The organism is Sphingobacterium multivorum (assembly GCF_900457465.1).
Taxonomy (GTDB): domain Bacteria; phylum Bacteroidota; class Bacteroidia; order Sphingobacteriales; family Sphingobacteriaceae; genus Sphingobacterium; species Sphingobacterium multivorum.
Genome location: NZ_UAUU01000009.1, coordinates 82,638 through 99,666, shown reverse-complemented (window position 1 = coordinate 99,666; position 17,029 = coordinate 82,638). Strand labels below are relative to the sequence as shown.

The window sequence follows — 17,029 nt, the reverse complement described above, 5'->3', positions numbered from 1 at the left end:
ATTAATTATTGAAAGCAGTAGCATTGATCTCGGTGACGACCGATTTATCGTTATATTTCGACGGACATTTCATCAATATCTTACTTGCCCTAAACACATTCCCGTCCATTTTTCCTGTCAATACAATCTGCTCTGAACGTTCAATATCTTGAGGTTTGGCACCTCTAAAAATCACTTCACATTCTGTACCATCGTTGTCACGCATGAAAAACGAAAATTTGTTGGCGTCAGTTTTGGGATCATAGTGAAGTGCTTTGTCTTTATTCAATTGACCTACCACATATAGTTCGGTTTTCTTTTCTTTAGCTTCGGTAAATGTCGAATACGTACTTGAATCAGTATAGATAACAAGTATCATGGCAATTGCGACAGCAATGATAGCGATTAGAATAATTGAACTTTTTTTCATTTGTATTTACTTATTTATAAGTGTCCGACCTCATCGTATCAATGAGTTCGTTTCACTCGGTTTGTTTTTTTACCAGTTAATGGCTGTTCCGATCTGTCCGATATCTTTCTGTTTTTTTCGAAAGATTATTACCCAAACCTGACAACGTTATGCGCGCTAAAATCCCAAATTGTTTACATTTGAGACCTAATCGAATGCAAAATTACAAATAGATTCGCTAAGAAAGGAATAATGCAACTTTTCCATATTATTTATATCTATTCTAAATAGTTTGAATTAATTGGAAAAATAAGCTAGATTCGAATGCTTTTGAATAATTTCAAGTGAAATTTGCTGTTTTGGTTCTAATGATATCGCATGAATTTTACAATTTCCTGTTAATATGAGTGTTGCTTTGCGATTTTTAGGCCTCTTTTGGGCTGTTATAGTTCCCTGTTTTTTTGTTTTTGGACAGGTGAAATTCCGTAATCAGGAAATTGCTGTTCAAAATGACAATGACGTCTATCTCCTGACCGGTCAAGACCGCTATTATACAAACGGTATCAATATAAACTATAGGATTGCGTTGCCGGGGAAACTGGATAAACAGTCTTCAAATACGGTATTGGATTTTGAAATAGGCCAGCGTATTTATAACGGTATCAGTATTATTGACTATAGACGGCAGGAAAAAAAATACGATAGACCGTTTGCAGGTTACCTTTATTTTAGTGCTGGGGTAACGCGATTTTTACCGCAGGATCAGGTCATTGAGTTCAAGACCGAATTGGCGCAGATCGGTCCTAAATCCTACGGTGAAGAAGCCCAGAAGTTTATCCATCATCTATTTGGTATGTATGAGGCAACAGGTTGGGATACGCAGCTTGGAAATTCCTTCGGTATTGATTTAAGTGCAACCTATAAAAAAGGACTATATCGCAGTCAAAACCAGCAATTTGATGTGGGAATTATCGGTGAAGGGACTATTGGACTAAATAATACCAATCTGGGGATTGCGGCCCCGTTTCGGTTGGGGAAGCTGAAATCCTATCAGGCATCCACCCTTACACATGGGCATTTGACACAAGATAGAGCAGATAATGATAAAGAATGGTATTTTATCTATCAACCAAGCATGTCCCGTATTTTTTACAGCGCAACCGTAGAAGGAGGGAGAGGTCAAAATGATCCCATAGGCAAGCTATACACTATTCAGCCTTGGATGCTTAGTCACCGCATAGGTTTCAACTGGTCGAATCACAAGATCAATTACGGTATCAATTATATCTTCAATTCGAAAGAGCTCAAATCGGTGTTTCATCGGCATCAATATGGCGAGCTGTTTTTTGCCTACCGTTTTTGATCTGCCAGCCATAGATATGACCCATATTGATCCGCTGCGCATTGGTAGAGTCTCCGTTGATCCGCTATCCTTGAAATGCTTGCCGTTTGTAGCCTGTTTAGCCTGGATTTTCGGGAATAGGATCGGCCAGTTTTTGCCCGATCAATCTGCTGGTGAGCATAGCGGCTACGGTGTCTCCAGTAGCATTGAGCATTGTTGCGAGGGGATCGACCAAGGTTGCGATAATCATAATGGAAGGGATTACCTCGGTTGGCATCTGATAAACCGATATAATCAGCATTTCTCCGATATAGCCACCATTAGGAATGCCACCGGCCACAATACTGACCAATAAGGTAATTCCTACCGCCATAATCAGGTTCGACGGATCAAAAAAATCCTTTCCACTTAATAAAAGCGCAACATAAATTTTAAAGATACAGGCGATTGCAGAACCATGCTTGTGCAATGTCGTGCCTAGGGGAATGACGACACTAGCGACGCTGTCGGGGATTCCAATTTGTTTGGCCGCAAGTAAGTTAGCTGGCATGGTGGCAAGGCTGCTGCAGCTGCTCAATGCAGTTAAGGAAGGTAATATGTTGTTTTGCCAATAGCGTTTGACCCCCTTAAGCCCGAATGCTAAAAAAGCGAATAAACTGAAAACCGTGAAAAAATAGAAGATTCCGAAAAAGTAATATAGCCCGATAGGTTTGGCATAAAAACCGAAGAGCTGAGGGCCTAATGTTCCAACCTGATAGGCAAAATATGCTCCCAAACCAATGGGAGCGAGGTTCATGACCATCACGAGCAGATTTCCCATCACTACATTGCCTGCGTTTATAAATTTGCGGAAAGTCTCTGCAGATGTTCCAGACTTGCGTGTAGCAATGCCAACGAGGAATGAAAAGATGACAAAGGCCAGCATATTTTGTCGTGATAATAAACTTGAAAATTCGCTAACAGTTAAAAAGCGGACCATTTTTTCACCCCAAGAATCATGGGCAACCGTTTCCACGATCTGAGTTGCTTGTTCGATAGGAAGTGGAGCATCTACCGGGAAAATGTAAAGGAAGCAGATGCTTGATAGTCCGGCGACGACAATACCCAGTACAAATACGAACGACATCATGCCGATGATTCTTCCTAGTACACTGTCGCCATCGATATTAGCAACAGATGAGGATATGGCAAAAAATACCAAGGGTATGACGCTAACAAAGAGCAGGTTTAGGAAAATGTCGCCGATCGGTTTAAGATTGTTGACGATAGAAGGAAAAAAAATGCCGATCAAACTTCCAATACTGATCCCAAGGAGTAGAAGTAAGATACTGCCGTAGTTCTGCACAAAAGTTTTTGTAGCGTATTTCATAGGTGTATGATTAGTTATTTAGAAGGAGTTCATTCGCATGGAAGAACTGCTTATATTGTTTTTGTAATTTGGTCATATGGAGAATATCCAATGCTGTTGTATTGCTTGCGCTTGTTAGGTTTGGATATTCCATTAGGTTTTGTGAATGTTTCTTATTTAGATTGCTAAAATACTGTTTTTCTCGAATAGGTCTATTAAAACAAGCTGAATTTATGCGTGTTTGTTCATTTTTGTTTTTTCTTACTGAAAAAATCCGCTTTTGTCGACTGGACTTTTTTTATTGAAAGCATTTTTTTATAGCGGTACCCATGCCTACTATACGCTCGGTATTGATATGCTTTTTCATTTGGAAGTCGATGTATTGGTCAATTGGTTGACATCACCTTTAGTCTACGCTGATCGATGGTCGGGCTTGCTAAAACCGTGAGGATTTTGATACGGGCATTGGCTTTTTTATCTTTGGACAGTAGCAATGATATGCATCATGGGCAGGGAGTAGGCCATTCGTTTTGGCGTCGTTTCTTTGTTTGGACTCCATGTGTAAAAATTAGAACTTAACGTATTTGTATAAAAATGGAATTTGTAACGACAGGAGATGGTTCGAAAACTTTGTTTAATGCTGAAATAGGAGAATGTTATCATTCGAAACACGGTGCGGTACAGGAAAGTAGGCATGTTTTTATAAAAACAGGGCTTGACCACTATGTACAAACGACAGGAGCCGCCGACGTTGGTATCTTGGAGGTTGGCTTTGGTACCGGTTTGAATTTTCTACAAACAGCCGACTTTCTTAGGGATAAATCTTTTCAGGTGGAATACGTCGGAATTGAAGGATTTCCCCTGCCTTTGTCTACTATTGCTGCAACGGGCTATGATGCGACGGTACACCCAACTGTTTGGACAAGTTATTTGAATGCATACGAGCTGGCTTTGACGGGAAACGTGCAGATTAACGAACAATTAAAACTTCATATTGATCATACCCTGTTGATGAATTTTCAATCGGACCGCTTATTTGACGTCGTTTATTTTGATGCCTTTGCTGCTGTGCATCAGCCTGAGATGTGGAATGATGCTGCCTTGGGGCATATTGCACAGTTTGTTAAACCGGGTGGTGTTTTTGTGACTTATGCGATTACCGGGAACCTCAAACGCAGTATGAAAGCATTGGGATTTTCGATAGAAAAGGCTCCCGGAGCACCAGGCAAGCGGGAAATGCTGCGTGCGACAAAGTTGTAGCGGTTGTCTTATATAATAGCATCGGAAAGAGTTAATCAAAAGGATCAACATACATGACGAAAGAAATAACTACATGACGATGCCACAGATTCATTGCTAAGCAGAGTGATACAAAGCTTACACAGGTTAAAAAGCTTACATTTAGGGAATTGGAAGAGTACGAATCTAAGGGAAATTTTGTTACCTAGTGGTAAGAAAAGGCCTGTTGCGAAAAAAAACGATCTATTTTCGTCCATGAGTAATGCTGTTAAATCCAATCGATTTTATTAGGCATTGTGATAACATTAGCTTTTGAGAGTTGCATATCTTAATTAATAAACGCACCGACTATTGCAGCTGGATGAAAGCTTTTATTATTTAATAACAGATGTTTATGGCGATGAAATCCATAATATTCGATGTTCATACCAACAAGTACGGTTGTTGCATCTTTATAGTTTACATCAAATGATAGCTGTTCTAATTCAACCATTTTGGGTCCCGTATGCAGGTTGATGGGGATCTGGGGGCTATGGATATGAATATATTGTTGCTGCTCAAAGTTGAGCATGACAATAAAGAGGTTAAAGATGAGCAGGTCGCAATTTTTTGGCTGCCGTATGTCCTTTTGTTTATCAAATTTTGGAAACTGGATTGTAAGTTGCTTATTGTCCAATAATTGGATCTGTGGATCGAAATGCATAAAGTCCTGCATATGACATTTTTCATTGAATTGAAAATTGACCAAACGGTTTATCTTATTGCTGCGTATAGATTTTTCTTTGGATATATGTCCGCTAGGGCCGTTCACTCGCTGCAACTGAGTTACTAAGCGATTGTGCATATTGCTATCATAAAAACCCATGTGTACTTCTGCCATCGTCCGTCGTATGTAAGCGCCAATCGCACTGCTCACTCCAAAGCTTACGGAGGCGGCTTTTGTCCCTTTGGTTTGTTTTGGTTTCCGTCCTACTTTCGTCTGGACAATTGTTTTTTCATTCGATTGTCGAAAGACCACGTTCCCAACTAAGCCTTTCAGATTTCCATTTTCTATCGTTGCCATATTGTAAATATATGTATTTAAATTACTGAAAAACAAATAGTTGTTTGTTTTTAATAGATTTAAAATTGGGCTTTGCCTCTGATTTTAAATATGGCAATCGCTGTCAAAGGCCAATTATTAAACTCATAATGAAAACGTATTTCATTTGCTACGGAATGATATGTTTGATTTGGAATTCATTCCAATCTTCTTTGGAAAACATTCGTCATAGCGTCGGATTGCCAGCATACTGCAAGCAGCATGAGTCCGTGGTGAGTCCGAGTCAAACCCGGAAATGAGGAGGTAACAGTATGGTCGGGGCATGCATCTATCTGCTTCCTGGTACGAATAAGGGCGGAAATTGATTCGAAGTGACTCAAACGGATGGTCAAATCGGTTGGTTAACTCGGACTTCGTTCTGTTAATATATGCATATATATCTTTTAATTTTCAAAACGTATATTATAATATTCAATTTGTTCGGAATATAGATACAAATTATTTTATGCTTTTCTAAATTTTTGTTTAGAGTTTACATGTGTGATAACCTATTCTGTGCTCAGCACGCTGATGTAATTATCGATGTAGTGCAGTTTGTCTTTGGATTTATATTGTTGTATATAGCGTGGGTGGTCTAGGACGGTCATTTTTCCAAACAACTTTTCTTCTTTGTTGATCTTAGCGAGAAAGGTTGCATTTTTCTTTCCGAGCACAAAGACCTCCTCCGTCGCTAAGCCCATAGCGATGTGTTGTTTCAATGAATCAAGCATAAAAGGGCTGACCATGTCGAAAAGTGTTTTATCATCATAGTAGTTTGCATTGATCCAATTGTTGGGTTTCGTTTCTCGGACAATCGCCAGGGGAAAGGGTGAATTGATATAAAATTGTTTGTAGAAAATATCGGGGCCACCATAGGCTTCGATCATATCGTACATGAACACCGAAGATATTTCATGGGTATATGCAGAATGCATTTGTATGCCACATGCGCTAGCTAGTCTTTTGGTATCCGTAAAAGGAACTCCCGTTACACCTGCCCCGTGTCTGCTCGGATTAATACCAATAATGAATTTTCTTGTTAGGTTATCATTGTAATATTTGTGGTAGAACTGTTCCATCACGACCAATGTTTCGGGGTTGTCAAGGTAGGGGTTAATTACATTGAATGCTGGGGGAAGACTTCCCTGATAATGAAGATGTTTATTGAATAAAACTACTTTTTCCGCAAATGTTAGCATCGTTCGTGTGTTTAAAAACAAGATACGGTTTTTTAAATAAGCAAAAAACAAAGCCGGGTGTCATCTGACATCCGGCTTTGTTTTTTAGTATCTTGAGTCAGGATTAGTGACCTTGCGTACCGTCTACACCATGCGAGTGTCCGTGAGACAACTCTTCTTCAGTAGCAGGACGTACAGTTAAGATTTCAATATCGAAATTTAATGTTTTACCAGCCATTGGGTGGTTTAAGTCAGCAACAACTACTTCTGGAGTAACCTCAGCTACGACAGCGCGGAATTGGTTTCCTTGATTGTCTTGTAAAGGCAATACTTCTCCTACTGGAGGTAAACCTGTTTCTTTGAACATATCTACTGGCAATTGTGCGAATGCTCTGTCGTCTTTTTGACCGTAAGCATCATCCGGTGCCAATTCAAATGAAATCTTATCACCAACGTTTAAGTCTGCGATGTTTTCTTCAAATTTAGGTAACATCATACCTACACCATATAAGAAATCTAAAGGTTGTTCTGCAGTTGTTTCTTCAACGAAAACTTTTTCACCGTTTTCTACTGTGTGAAGTCTGTACGTCAATGCTACGACGTCGTTTGCTTTTATAGCCATCTGATTTTGATTTTTGGAAGCCGAGGCTACCGTTTATTAAATATAATTTATTAACGCTTCTATGGAATCCTGTGGTAGACTGCAGGTCCTGTTTTTACAAAGATATGCTTTTGTCTCCTTTCCGACTCTATGTTCTAGCAATGGAAGATTTTCTTCCGTACCGCCAAGAACAATTTTGTTAGGAATATAATATTTGCCGAGTTCATTTTTGAAAGCCATCGCTTTATCCCCCGTCAATGCAATTTCATTGATTCCATATATTTCTTCTAGCAATAATATTGCCCAATTTGAATAGGCCGAACCATAAGTCTTGATTTGGGGGAATACATTCGCTAGCAATTGGTCTGTAATGGCGATGTAATTTTCATCGTCAAAAAGTAAACCTAATCGTTTCAATTGGCGAACCATTGTCGAGGAAGAGGACGGGATTACGTTATCCATAATTTCGCTTTTCCGTGCGATAAGTTCCTCCGCCGCTGTCGACGTATAGTAGAATGTTTTTTTTGATCCATCGTAAAACAATGCAATGGCCTCATCGGCAAGCTGTCTTGCTTTTGTGAGCCAATTGAGGTCAAATGTCGCTTCATATAAGGCTATAAAGGCTTCAATAGTGAATGCATAGTCATCCAGGAAGCCTGCGATCGCTCTGTTGTTATCTTTTGGTTGGTGCAATAACTGGAGGTCGTCTTGAATAAGGTGTGTACAGATAAACTGGGCATTGTTTAAAGCGAGTTCGAGAAAATGGCTGTTCCCAAGACTGTGATAAGCATCTATTAGTCCTTTTAGAAATAAAGCATTCCAGGTGGTCAGCTGCTTATTGTCGAGTCCCGGACGGATCCGTTGTTCACGATAGTTGTATAATTTTTTCTTTGAAATTTTTAGAAAATCTGCCCATTCGTCAGCTGACATATTGACCTTTACGGCTAACTGGTCTGCATTAATGGCGCAAATTGGGATGTTAGTTTTCTCTTCCGTCCAGTTGCCAGCTTCGGTGATGTTAAAATATTGCCCGAGCAGGGTGGCATCGTTCCCCAGTACCTCGTTAAATTCAACTTTAGAGAAGGAATAGTATTTCCCTTCAATACCTTCACTATCTGCATCTAATGCGCTATAGAAACCATGGTTTGGTGCTAGCATCTCCTGTTCGGCCCAGTCTATCGTTTCCTCGATAATCCGCTTATAGAACGGATCTTGACTTTGTTGATAGGCTTCGGCATAAAGGGACAGTAGCTGTCCGTTGTCGTAGAGCATTTTTTCGAAATGAGGAATATGCCAATAATGATCGACAGAATAGCGCGCAAAGCCACCACCGATCTGGTCGTATATACCTCCTGATCCGATCTTTTTCAACGTAAAATGAACATGATCTACAATCTCTCGATCGTTGGCCAGCACGCCATATTTTAGCAAAAATAACCAATTGTTTGGTAGCGGAAATTTCGGTGCTTTTTGATAACCACCTTCTTTTTTATCGAACATCTCGGTCCAAGTGGCAACAATTTCATTTAAGTCCTCGATTGTGTATTGCTCTGGAATAGGGTGAATGGGAAGTTTCTCGGCCCGTTGAATACCATTGTTCAGCTTTTCGGCATAGTCAAATGCAACTTCGGGTTTCTCCGCCCACATTTGTGCAATTTGCAATAAGATATTTTGCCAGTCGTGCGGTTTGAAATAAGTACCACCGTAAATAGGTCTCCCATCGGGCAGACAGATACAATTCAATGGCCAGCCCCCTGCATTGGTCATCAGTTGCACAGCAAGCATATACACTTGATCAATATCGGGGCGTTCTTCACGGTCGATTTTGACCGATACGAAAAACGTATTCATGGTTTGGGCGATGGCTGAGTTTTCAAAACTTTCACGCTCCATCACATGGCACCAATGGCAAGCAGAGTAGCCAATGCTTACAATGATCAGTTTATTTTCGTCTTTTGCCTTTTTTAAAGCTTCCGGTCCCCAGGGCATCCAATCTACTGGATTGTGTGCGTGCTGTTTAAGGTAGGGTGAATTTTCAAATTGCAATTGATTCGCCATAAGACGAAGGTAGTGAAAATCTGCATCAACTAGCATTGTTTTACCAGGCAACACGAGTTGACGCAGATTCTTCTACATTAAAAGCGTTTAAATTGGCTAACTAATCGAACAAAACCATCTTTTACGCGGTATTTTTTATTCTTTTCCGTATATCCGTTGAGTTCAAACTCGGCTTCCAGTAAATACAATCCTCCGTCGAGCTCTTCAAATTTTAAAATCGTAAACGTAGCGTCATCCTGGATATTGTTATTCAATTGGACCGGTTTTGTCATGGATCGATCTGGAATATACGAAGATATCGATTCCCTCTTTGGGAGAGAAATACTTAAAAATACACCTGAAGTTTTATTTTCACGCTCATAATCCGTCATAAATTGTTGCGGTCCTGTTGTTAATTGAAATCCATTGATAGGTTGATACACTGTTGATCCTTTTTGCAATTTCGCAATATTGTATTTTTTAGTAAAACCAATCCTCACAAGCGCTTCACCTGAAAATGCATAATTATATTCAACGAGCAAAGAATCTTTTTCGCCATACCACCAGGTGTCACTAGTGCGATAGGCAAGTTGTCTATTGGGCAATTCCTGATTATAGGGTTTGATGTTAATTTGCCTATTACTGAAACCAGTAGCAAATCGATCATTACAAGTATATTTTACGCCGTTAATTGTATATGAAATACTGTCGCTCAACATCAGTTGTTCTTTTGTATTGTTATCAGGCTTAATTTCAGGTTGATCTTTTTTGCAAGAAATAAAGAAAAGACCGATTACAGTCAATAAAAAAAATGATTTCATTAGTGTAAAATTAAATTTGTGGCTTTTATGAAAACTATAAGAATAGCAGTTAAAATTAGAGGGTTAAAATCCTTCTGTTTTTCTGAATATTAAAAATATGTTTTAATATTTAGGCTCTCCGATAATCATATAATGTTCAACATTATCTTTTGGATAACCTATTAAGGCTACAGCGGTGGATCGGTTTTCCCAGATTGCTAATGTGGTGGCGTTAAACCTATTTTTGAAAAGTAAATTATACTTATTATCTAGTTCAGCTTGCCCATTATTCCCTGCAGAGAGCGAAGGGCTACTATAGGTTTTACTTGCCGCTTCCAGTAAATATTCTTTTTCTTTTTCTGGTGTTAATTGTGCGGATTTATTTTCATAATAAAAATCTATGCTACTATAGGGATATTGTTTTTTTACATAAGTTTGATCAACGCGATAACCCTTGTAGGAGTACGATTGCCCTACAATGCTGCTGCTAGGTGGATTTCCCCAATCGACATTAAAAAAATCTTTTCCGGGAACGGCTCTGATCATAAGCTCAGCTTTTTTGACCACCTTATTGTCTTTGTAAACTAGTAAGTTAAATTTGTATTCCCCAGGTTTGTAAAATGTGACCCCAGTCATGGAACGAAAAGGATTAACACCTGAACTGTAGTGTAAAATATCATCAATGTGCCATACAATAGAATCGACAGCCTCTTTATCCAATTGGAAAGTAGTGTAATGATCCGCATGGTCCTCTTTATCATAAATACGGATTTTACCTTCTTCAAATATATTAATCACCCTATTGTCAGTCCAAACATCCATATTTTTGGTCATCCTTGTTGTAAGAGATTCTTCTTCTGGTTTTATTAACGCTGGGTTTTCAGGATAATTTTCTTTTGCACATGAAATGAAAATAAATAAAATTAAACTTATAAAAAAGTGGTATTTTAACATGTTTTGTGATTTTTTGTAAAAATAGAAAATTTATTTAAAATTCACTTAATTGTGTCGCGTTATTGTTTGTTTTTACGTTAAACAGTTTTGGTGACTCATTAAGTTGTAAATTAACTAGATGCATAAAATCTCCATGGAATTTGATTATTTTTACATACGTTTATTATTAGCTTTACCTAAGTCCTATGTCAAATGACGTTGACCTGCTTAAGAAGATAGTCCAAAAAGATCGTGATGCTTTTGAAGCTATTTATAAGAGCCATTTCCGTAAATTGTATAGCTTATCTTTTCGGTACGTGCGGGAGGAGGCCATCGCTGAAGAGCTCACCAACGACGTATTTATGATGTTATGGGAAAATGCAGGCAAGTTGGCCATTAGTCAATCACTGGGAGCTTACCTATCTCGCAGCGTTATCAACCTTTCGCTTACCTACCTCAAAAAGAATCAACGTTTATTGGAACGGAATAACGATTATAGCAAGGAATTGGATCTGACCGATGATGAAGATGAAACTGATCGTGCCGCACTTTACGAATCCAAGTTGTTGATGATCGAAAGTATACTGGAAGGACTGCCGCCGCAGTGTCGAAAAATCGTTCTTATGAGTAAGTACGATAAGATGAAACAACAGGAAATCGCAGATCAATTGGGAATCTCCATAAAAACGGTTAAAAATCATCTGACCATTGCCTACGATAAAATTCGGGTCGCTTTGGCCAAGCAAAAAACTTTTCTGTTGCTTCTCATTGGCTTTTTATTTTTTTCATTAGGACTTTTTGTCCAGTTTATTATCTTATAGTTATGGAAGAAAACAATACTTCAAGATTTATTCCTTATGACTTGATTCAGAAAGAGCTGGATGGGACTATTTCCGAAAGGGAAGGAGTGTTGCTTGGGCGTTGGATTTCGGAGGATGTGGAGAACCACGAGCTATACCAGGAAGTTAGAAGTATAGCTGACGACCTTATAGTACTGGAACGCTATAAAAAAGTAGATACTGGTAGCCAATGGGAAAAATTTAAAAATCAGTTAGATAAAACAGGGGATCAACAAGAAGCGGAGATCGAGACACCTGTACGAGCAATCTGGAAACCCTGGATGAAATTTGTGGCTGCAGCCGTATTGTTCGTGGTCGGTTTTGCCGCTTACCTGAACTTCGACCGTTGGATGGGCAATGAAATCCGATTATATGGATCAGTAGCTCAGCAGCCTACCCTACTTCCCGATGGTTCGATCATCACACTACAGGCCGGAGCTGAAGCGATGTTCAACAAAAGGACATTTCCACAGCAAAGAACTGTCGAGCTCAAAAAGGGAAAAGCGCTATTCGATGTCAAACATCAAACAGGAAGCTCCTTTGTGGTTGATCTTAAACATAATTATGTACGTGATATCGGCACTACCTTTGAAGTCAACCTACTAAAAGATGATGTCGAAGTACTTGTTAAGGAGGGGATAGTGGCTTTAAGCAGTGGAAAAGGAGACCATGCGGAAGAGCTTGTTTTACAGAAAAATCAAAAGGGCCTTTATAAAAGACAAACAGCGTCTTTATCTAAAATTGATCTGTCTGTAGACAATGATACTGACGTAGCGCAAAAGCTGAGCTACTCAAATGTTCGGTTGGATAGTATCTGCTCAGATTTGGAAAAGCACTTTCGGGCGAATATAACCGTCGTTGGAGATAGTTTAAAAGCACGGAAGCTCAGCATGTATTTTGATGGGCAGACGCTCAATGAGATCGTTCAGATTCTTTCCAAAACCTTAAACGTGAAATGGAAAACTGGTAAAAAGGGATATAGTATCTACGAATAGACTCTTCGCGTTGCTGATATGAAAGATAGGATCCTGTATCGTCTGCTCTTTTTCTGCTGGTTAGTTATGGTTGTATGTTCGAAAGCCATGGGACAGAGCTCCCCTGCTGAATTACGGATCTCAATTGACACACATAACAAACAGATTCTTCAAATACTTGCCGAAATTCATAAAACATACGATATATCCATGTCCTATGATGAGCAGATTTTTAACAAGGACATCATCTATAGTCGTTCGTTTGACAAATCCAGTTTGGAAGAAGTCCTTAATTATTTGCTGAAAGATTCCAATGTTGGATTTACAATTATCAATAGAGCGCTGATCTTCTATGAGGAAGATAAAACTTTTACCATAAAAGGACGTGTGGTGGACAGTCTGAGCGGTGAAAACCTGATTGGTGCCACTTTGTTGATCGCGGAGAAAAACAAAAGTAGTTTAAGTAATAAATATGGGTTTTACTCACTGACATTACCACGGGGCGAATACAGTTGTTATGTGAGTTATCTGGGCTATAAAACAAGGGTGGTCTCTTTAAATGCTGCGTTAGAAAATAATTACCTGGTCATTAAGCTTGCTCCGGTAGATTTCAACTTGAGTGAGGTGGTGGTTAATGTTGATTCTTCCTTGACAGCGCAGCACATGGGAAGTTTCACAGATAAGATCAATTGGACCCAAACACGAAGAAATGCTTTTTATAAAGGCGAGGCTGATATCATGAAGGTATTACAGATGCAAAATGGGATTAACGGATTAACAGAAGGTGGCAGTAATCTTTTTGTAAGGGGAAGCGGTAAAGACCAGAATCTTATTTTGCTCGATGAAGCTGTTGTTTATAATCCATCGCATCTATTCGGTTTAACCTCGGTGTTTAATTCGGATATCTTGAAGAATACACAGTTTTATAAGGATGCTATCCCTGCAAATCTAGGGGGACGTCTTTCTTCCATTATGGATATGAGCACCAGAGACGGCGATGCCAATGCTTTTCATGTTTTTGGTGGATCAAGTCTTTTGATTGCTCGGGTTGGTGCTGAGGGGCCATTTATAAAAAAAGGAAAAGGTGCTTTCATTGCCACTGCACGGGGAAGTATATTAAATGCTTTTAATACAGATTATCGGTTGTTTAATGTCAAAGGTAAATACAGTGACTATAACGTGAAGTTCAACTATACATTTGACGAGAAAAATCGGGTTTATCTTTCGGGTTATTATGGGCAAGATAAAGTTATTTCACCGAATAAGAATACCAATCGTTGGGGTAATTGGACTTCTACTTTGCGGTGGAACCATGTGCATAGTGACCGATTATTTATGAACCTTTCGGCCATATTCAGTGATTATCATAATAAATTGGATGTCAGTAAACCCGAATCGAGTGACAATCAGATCTGGTTGACACGGATACGTGACTTTAGTTTGAAATCCGATTTTACGTATTTTATGGGATTGGATCGCACCTTGGATTTTGGTCTTCAGGGAACCTTACATCGTTTTAATCCCGGGGAGATATCACCGGTAAATTCAAACACGGAGGATAATATCTTTAGGGCCCAGGCCTATGATTATACGGGTTATGTTTCGTTTAACTGGAAGATTGATTCCGCCTTCCGGATTGTTGCGGGAATGCGGGCGAATGCCTTTTTTAATGCTTCCTTTGGACGCTATTATTTATTGGATGGCAGCTCGTATAAGCCGTTGTCGAACGATGCCGACAAGAAAAAATCGTATTATGGTTTAGAGCCACGCCTGTCTTTGCAATATAAAATGGGCAATGATTTTGCTTTCAGACTGGCTTATAATCGGAGTTATCAGTATTTGCAGTTGTTACAGAACGATGAACTTGCTTTTTCCTCGTTGGAAGCATGGGTACCGGCGGGATTAAATATTAAACCACAATATGTTGATGCGATTTCTTTTCGTATCAACAGATTATTGTATCGTGGAAATATTGGACTGGAAGGGTATTGGAAGAGAATGGGCAATCAGGTCGAATTGATCGATCATGCGCAGCTAATACTCAACCCATTTATCGAAACACAGCTGCGCCAAGGAAAGGGGCGCGCCTATGGACTGGAATTATCCGTCAATCAGCGTATTGGTGAGTTTTCGGGCAGTATTTTCTATAGCTGGTCCAGATCTTTTCGGAAGATCAACGGCATCAATAAGGGAAAAGAATACGCAGCCAATTTCGATATTCCACATGTGCTTAAGAGCAACTTGTCCTACGATTTGGGGAGGTCGGTGCATCTCAATGCTTTTTATACGATTCATACGGGGAGGCCTTTAACTTATCCAATAGGATTTATGGAATATGAGGGTATATATGTTCCGGTGTATTCAAGCCGTAATTCCCATCGCATGCCTACGTTTAGTCGTTTTGATCTAAATTGCTCGGTAGATTTGGAAACGATAAGGCAGCGAGAGCGAGGAAGAAGACATACCCTGAATTTTGGATTGTATAATATATTTGATCAGCGCAATCCACTTTATTATAGTTTCTCCGAAGATAGCAATGGGAATTTGGCAATTCAGAAAACATCCTTTTCCGGACGGGTTCCCTCAATTAGTTACACCATGAGATTTTGATTGATATGAGATTCTTATTGATTATAGTTGCTTGTTTTTTAGTGGTTTCTTGTCAGAAGTCAGCTGTAGACGAAGGGCAATCGTACGATATGATTGTTGAAGGCGGGATTAATACGATGTACAAAGAGCAGTATATCCAGTTAAAGAAATTGGATGGGCTAAAGTCTAATTCAGGGACTATTGGGATTAGCGGAGCCACCGTCCGGGTAACCAATGGTCCCAATACGATTGAATTCAATGATTTGGGTGAAGGGCTTTACTATGGGGAGCTGTTCAACCTCAAGGACACCGTAGGAAATGTATTTCAGCTTACGATTACTTTGAATGGGAAATCATATGAAGCACAGGATCAATTGATACCCGTTGTACCGATTGAAAATGCCTTTCTTCCGGTAGAAAAAAATAAATTGAATAGCAAATGGGGGGTAAAAGTTAGTAAACATCTGTTCGGGATGCGAACCTCCAATAAATGGCTTATTATGCCGCAAAAGGATTTTTCCGGAGATGATATTTCTTCTTTTCGATCTCCTTTTAGTTATAGTTATCGTTTGGGCGCGCCCAACGTACTGAACAACTTACTTGGGAAGACCTACAACTATGAAGTATCGTTGAAGGACAGTTTAATCGTCTCTAAGTTTTCTGAATCGCCACGTTACTCCCGTTTTATTTATAATCTATTTCAGGAGACGGAATGGAAAGGTTTATTGTCTGCAGTACCTGCTAATGTCGAAGGTAATATTTCGAATAATGCCCTTGGTTTTTTTTATGTGATGGACGGTGTGCGTAAATCTATTCCAATAAAGGACATTAGAACCGGTAAATAGTGTCAGAGGAAAGGATTTCACGGCGTATTTATTAATGAATCATTCCAGGTGGTCACAGGCATTGTTATTATTCAAAGCAAATATTTACACATATTATATACACATGAACACTGCACATTATAAAGCAGATAGATTATTGCTATTGCTATTTTTTTGGCTAAGTCTTGCCCTAAAACCAGTACACGCAGAAGTACTACCAAGTTACGTTATTCCACTTAAAGATGCCAATAACAAACAAAAAACAATGCTTGTATTTATTACGGGTGATGGCGGTTATAATGATTTTAGTAAAAGCCTGTTAGCTTACTTTTCGCTCGATGGATATCCTCGTTTGGTCATCGATGCAAAAAAATATTTCTGGAAAAAGAAAACACCACAAGAAGCGGGCAGGGAATTCGAACGATATATTGACCATTTCAGAAAAGAATGGGACTGTGATCAGATTTATATGATTGGACATTCATTTTCTGCCGGAGTGTTGCCCTTTGTCCTGAATAATTTTTCGGATCCATTGAAAAAAGCTATCCGGCATGTTACCTATTTATCACCAGATCAGTATGCGAGCTTTGAGGTGACCGTATCGACAATGCTCAACTGGAAACAGAAAGCCAATGGCTATGAGGTACTTGCTGAAGTGTTGAAGCTAAAGCAAATCCCTTCGACTTATGTTTTTTGTAAAGAGGGCGAAGAAGATCTCGTGAAAATGTTTCGTAATGCGGGATTAAAGGTCGATGTATTGGCTGGACCGCATAATTATAATCGTGATTTTAAGACGATTTATAATACTGTGCGATTAAGATAGCAATCGCACTAGGACTTTTTTATAAAAACCTTG

General features: G+C 39.2%; 16 protein-coding genes. 8 read left to right on the top strand and 8 right to left on the bottom strand.

Features of this window, described 5'->3' with window-relative positions; genetic code table 11:
• Position 1: 1 nt before the first annotated feature.
• The gene (locus tag DTA23_RS12120) at positions 2 to 409 is read right to left on the bottom strand and encodes a cytochrome c maturation protein CcmE domain-containing protein (protein WP_046672794.1); all 408 of its coding nucleotides are present in this window, start codon (positions 407 to 409) and stop codon (positions 2 to 4) included.
• Between the two features lie 382 nt (positions 410 to 791).
• Between DTA23_RS12120 and DTA23_RS12115 the strand changes: the two genes are divergently transcribed.
• The gene (locus DTA23_RS12115) at positions 792 to 1,751 is read left to right on the top strand and encodes a lipid A deacylase LpxR family protein (protein ID WP_112374893.1); all 960 of its coding nucleotides are present in this window, start codon (positions 792 to 794) and stop codon (positions 1,749 to 1,751) included.
• Positions 1,752 to 1,848: 97 nt separating this feature from the next.
• On the opposite strand, the gene DTA23_RS12110 is transcribed toward DTA23_RS12115, so the two are convergent.
• A complete protein-coding gene (locus DTA23_RS12110; protein ID WP_112374892.1) occupies positions 1,849 to 3,099 on the bottom strand; it encodes a dicarboxylate/amino acid:cation symporter in 1,251 nt (416 codons plus the stop codon).
• Between the two features lie 280 nt (positions 3,100 to 3,379).
• On the opposite strand from DTA23_RS12110, the gene DTA23_RS27125 reads away from it, so the two are divergent.
• Together DTA23_RS27125 and mnmC2 are read left to right on the top strand one after the other, a co-directional pair.
• Complete coding sequence (locus tag DTA23_RS27125) at positions 3,380 to 3,526, top strand: hypothetical protein (protein ID WP_172462400.1); 147 nt, start codon at positions 3,380 to 3,382, stop codon at positions 3,524 to 3,526.
• A gap of 146 nt (positions 3,527 to 3,672) precedes the next feature.
• Positions 3,673 to 4,338 (top strand): tRNA (5-methylaminomethyl-2-thiouridine)(34)-methyltransferase MnmC2, encoded by a 666-nt coding sequence (gene mnmC2 / locus DTA23_RS12105; protein ID WP_112374891.1) that lies wholly within the window; start codon positions 3,673 to 3,675, stop codon positions 4,336 to 4,338.
• Between the two features lie 307 nt (positions 4,339 to 4,645).
• Here the strand turns inward: mnmC2 and DTA23_RS12100 are convergent, their stop codons facing one another.
• From DTA23_RS12100 to DTA23_RS12075, 6 genes are all read right to left on the bottom strand, one after another.
• Positions 4,646 to 5,380, bottom strand: coding sequence for a hypothetical protein (locus DTA23_RS12100; protein ID WP_112374890.1), 735 nt, complete (start codon positions 5,378 to 5,380; stop codon positions 4,646 to 4,648).
• Between the two features lie 527 nt (positions 5,381 to 5,907).
• Positions 5,908 to 6,597, bottom strand: a complete 690-nt coding sequence (locus tag DTA23_RS12095) for an SMUG2 DNA glycosylase family protein (protein WP_112374889.1) — start codon at positions 6,595 to 6,597, stop codon at positions 5,908 to 5,910.
• A gap of 103 nt (positions 6,598 to 6,700) precedes the next feature.
• Positions 6,701 to 7,198 (bottom strand): FKBP-type peptidyl-prolyl cis-trans isomerase, encoded by a 498-nt coding sequence (locus DTA23_RS12090; RefSeq protein ID WP_046672788.1) that lies wholly within the window; start codon positions 7,196 to 7,198, stop codon positions 6,701 to 6,703.
• A gap of 36 nt (positions 7,199 to 7,234) precedes the next feature.
• Entirely contained in the window at positions 7,235 to 9,235 is a 2,001-nt protein-coding gene (locus tag DTA23_RS12085; RefSeq protein WP_112374888.1) for a thioredoxin domain-containing protein, read from the bottom strand.
• A 77-nt stretch (positions 9,236 to 9,312) separates the two neighbouring features.
• On the bottom strand, positions 9,313 to 10,035 hold the full coding sequence (locus DTA23_RS12080) for a hypothetical protein (RefSeq protein WP_112374887.1): 723 nt from the start codon (positions 10,033 to 10,035) through the stop codon (positions 9,313 to 9,315).
• Positions 10,036 to 10,137: 102 nt separating this feature from the next.
• Positions 10,138 to 10,968: a hypothetical protein gene (locus tag DTA23_RS12075; RefSeq protein WP_112374886.1), complete on the bottom strand. Its 831-nt coding sequence runs from the start codon at positions 10,966 to 10,968 to the stop codon at positions 10,138 to 10,140.
• A 185-nt stretch (positions 10,969 to 11,153) separates the two neighbouring features.
• Between DTA23_RS12075 and DTA23_RS12070 the strand changes: the two genes are divergently transcribed.
• The 5 genes from DTA23_RS12070 to DTA23_RS12050 all read left to right on the top strand — a co-directional run bounded on the left by DTA23_RS12070 (position 11,154) and on the right by DTA23_RS12050 (position 16,996).
• Complete coding sequence (locus DTA23_RS12070; protein ID WP_112374885.1) at positions 11,154 to 11,768, top strand: RNA polymerase sigma factor; 615 nt, start codon at positions 11,154 to 11,156, stop codon at positions 11,766 to 11,768.
• A gap of 2 nt (positions 11,769 to 11,770) precedes the next feature.
• Positions 11,771 to 12,781: a FecR family protein gene (locus tag DTA23_RS12065; RefSeq protein WP_112374884.1), complete on the top strand. Its 1,011-nt coding sequence runs from the start codon at positions 11,771 to 11,773 to the stop codon at positions 12,779 to 12,781.
• An 18-nt stretch (positions 12,782 to 12,799) separates the two neighbouring features.
• Positions 12,800 to 15,370: a TonB-dependent receptor gene (locus DTA23_RS12060; protein WP_112374883.1), complete on the top strand. Its 2,571-nt coding sequence runs from the start codon at positions 12,800 to 12,802 to the stop codon at positions 15,368 to 15,370.
• Positions 15,367 to 16,194: a DUF4249 family protein gene (locus tag DTA23_RS12055; RefSeq protein WP_218565376.1), complete on the top strand. Its 828-nt coding sequence runs from the start codon at positions 15,367 to 15,369 to the stop codon at positions 16,192 to 16,194. Before DTA23_RS12060 ends, DTA23_RS12055 begins: the two co-directional genes overlap by 4 nt.
• A gap of 103 nt (positions 16,195 to 16,297) precedes the next feature.
• Positions 16,298 to 16,996 (top strand): AcvB/VirJ family lysyl-phosphatidylglycerol hydrolase, encoded by a 699-nt coding sequence (locus tag DTA23_RS12050; protein WP_172462399.1) that lies wholly within the window; start codon positions 16,298 to 16,300, stop codon positions 16,994 to 16,996.
• Positions 16,997 to 17,029: the final 33 nt, after the last annotated feature.

What these genes read in the sequence shown, in the direction of transcription:
- DTA23_RS12110 (WP_112374892.1), bottom strand. Translation starts at nt 3,099, where the DNA reads ATGAAATACGCTACAAAAACTTTTGTGCAGAACTACGGCAGTATCTTA.
- DTA23_RS12095 (WP_112374889.1), bottom strand. Translation starts at nt 6,597, where the DNA reads ATGCTAACATTTGCGGAAAAAGTAGTTTTATTCAATAAACATCTTCAT.
- DTA23_RS12050 (WP_172462399.1), top strand. Translation starts at nt 16,298, where the DNA reads ATGAACACTGCACATTATAAAGCAGATAGATTATTGCTATTGCTATTT.
- DTA23_RS12115 (WP_112374893.1), top strand. Translation starts at nt 792, where the DNA reads ATGAGTGTTGCTTTGCGATTTTTAGGCCTCTTTTGGGCTGTTATAGTT.
- DTA23_RS12100 (WP_112374890.1), bottom strand. Translation starts at nt 5,380, where the DNA reads ATGGCAACGATAGAAAATGGAAATCTGAAAGGCTTAGTTGGGAACGTG.
- DTA23_RS12080 (WP_112374887.1), bottom strand. Translation starts at nt 10,035, where the DNA reads ATGAAATCATTTTTTTTATTGACTGTAATCGGTCTTTTCTTTATTTCT.
- DTA23_RS12085 (WP_112374888.1), bottom strand. Translation starts at nt 9,235, where the DNA reads ATGGCGAATCAATTGCAATTTGAAAATTCACCCTACCTTAAACAGCAC.
- DTA23_RS12060 (WP_112374883.1), top strand. Translation starts at nt 12,800, where the DNA reads ATGAAAGATAGGATCCTGTATCGTCTGCTCTTTTTCTGCTGGTTAGTT.
- DTA23_RS12090 (WP_046672788.1), bottom strand. Translation starts at nt 7,198, where the DNA reads ATGGCTATAAAAGCAAACGACGTCGTAGCATTGACGTACAGACTTCAC.
- DTA23_RS12065 (WP_112374884.1), top strand. Translation starts at nt 11,771, where the DNA reads ATGGAAGAAAACAATACTTCAAGATTTATTCCTTATGACTTGATTCAG.
- DTA23_RS12120 (WP_046672794.1), bottom strand. Translation starts at nt 409, where the DNA reads ATGAAAAAAAGTTCAATTATTCTAATCGCTATCATTGCTGTCGCAATT.
- DTA23_RS12070 (WP_112374885.1), top strand. Translation starts at nt 11,154, where the DNA reads ATGTCAAATGACGTTGACCTGCTTAAGAAGATAGTCCAAAAAGATCGT.
- mnmC2 (WP_112374891.1), top strand. Translation starts at nt 3,673, where the DNA reads ATGGAATTTGTAACGACAGGAGATGGTTCGAAAACTTTGTTTAATGCT.
- DTA23_RS12075 (WP_112374886.1), bottom strand. Translation starts at nt 10,968, where the DNA reads ATGTTAAAATACCACTTTTTTATAAGTTTAATTTTATTTATTTTCATT.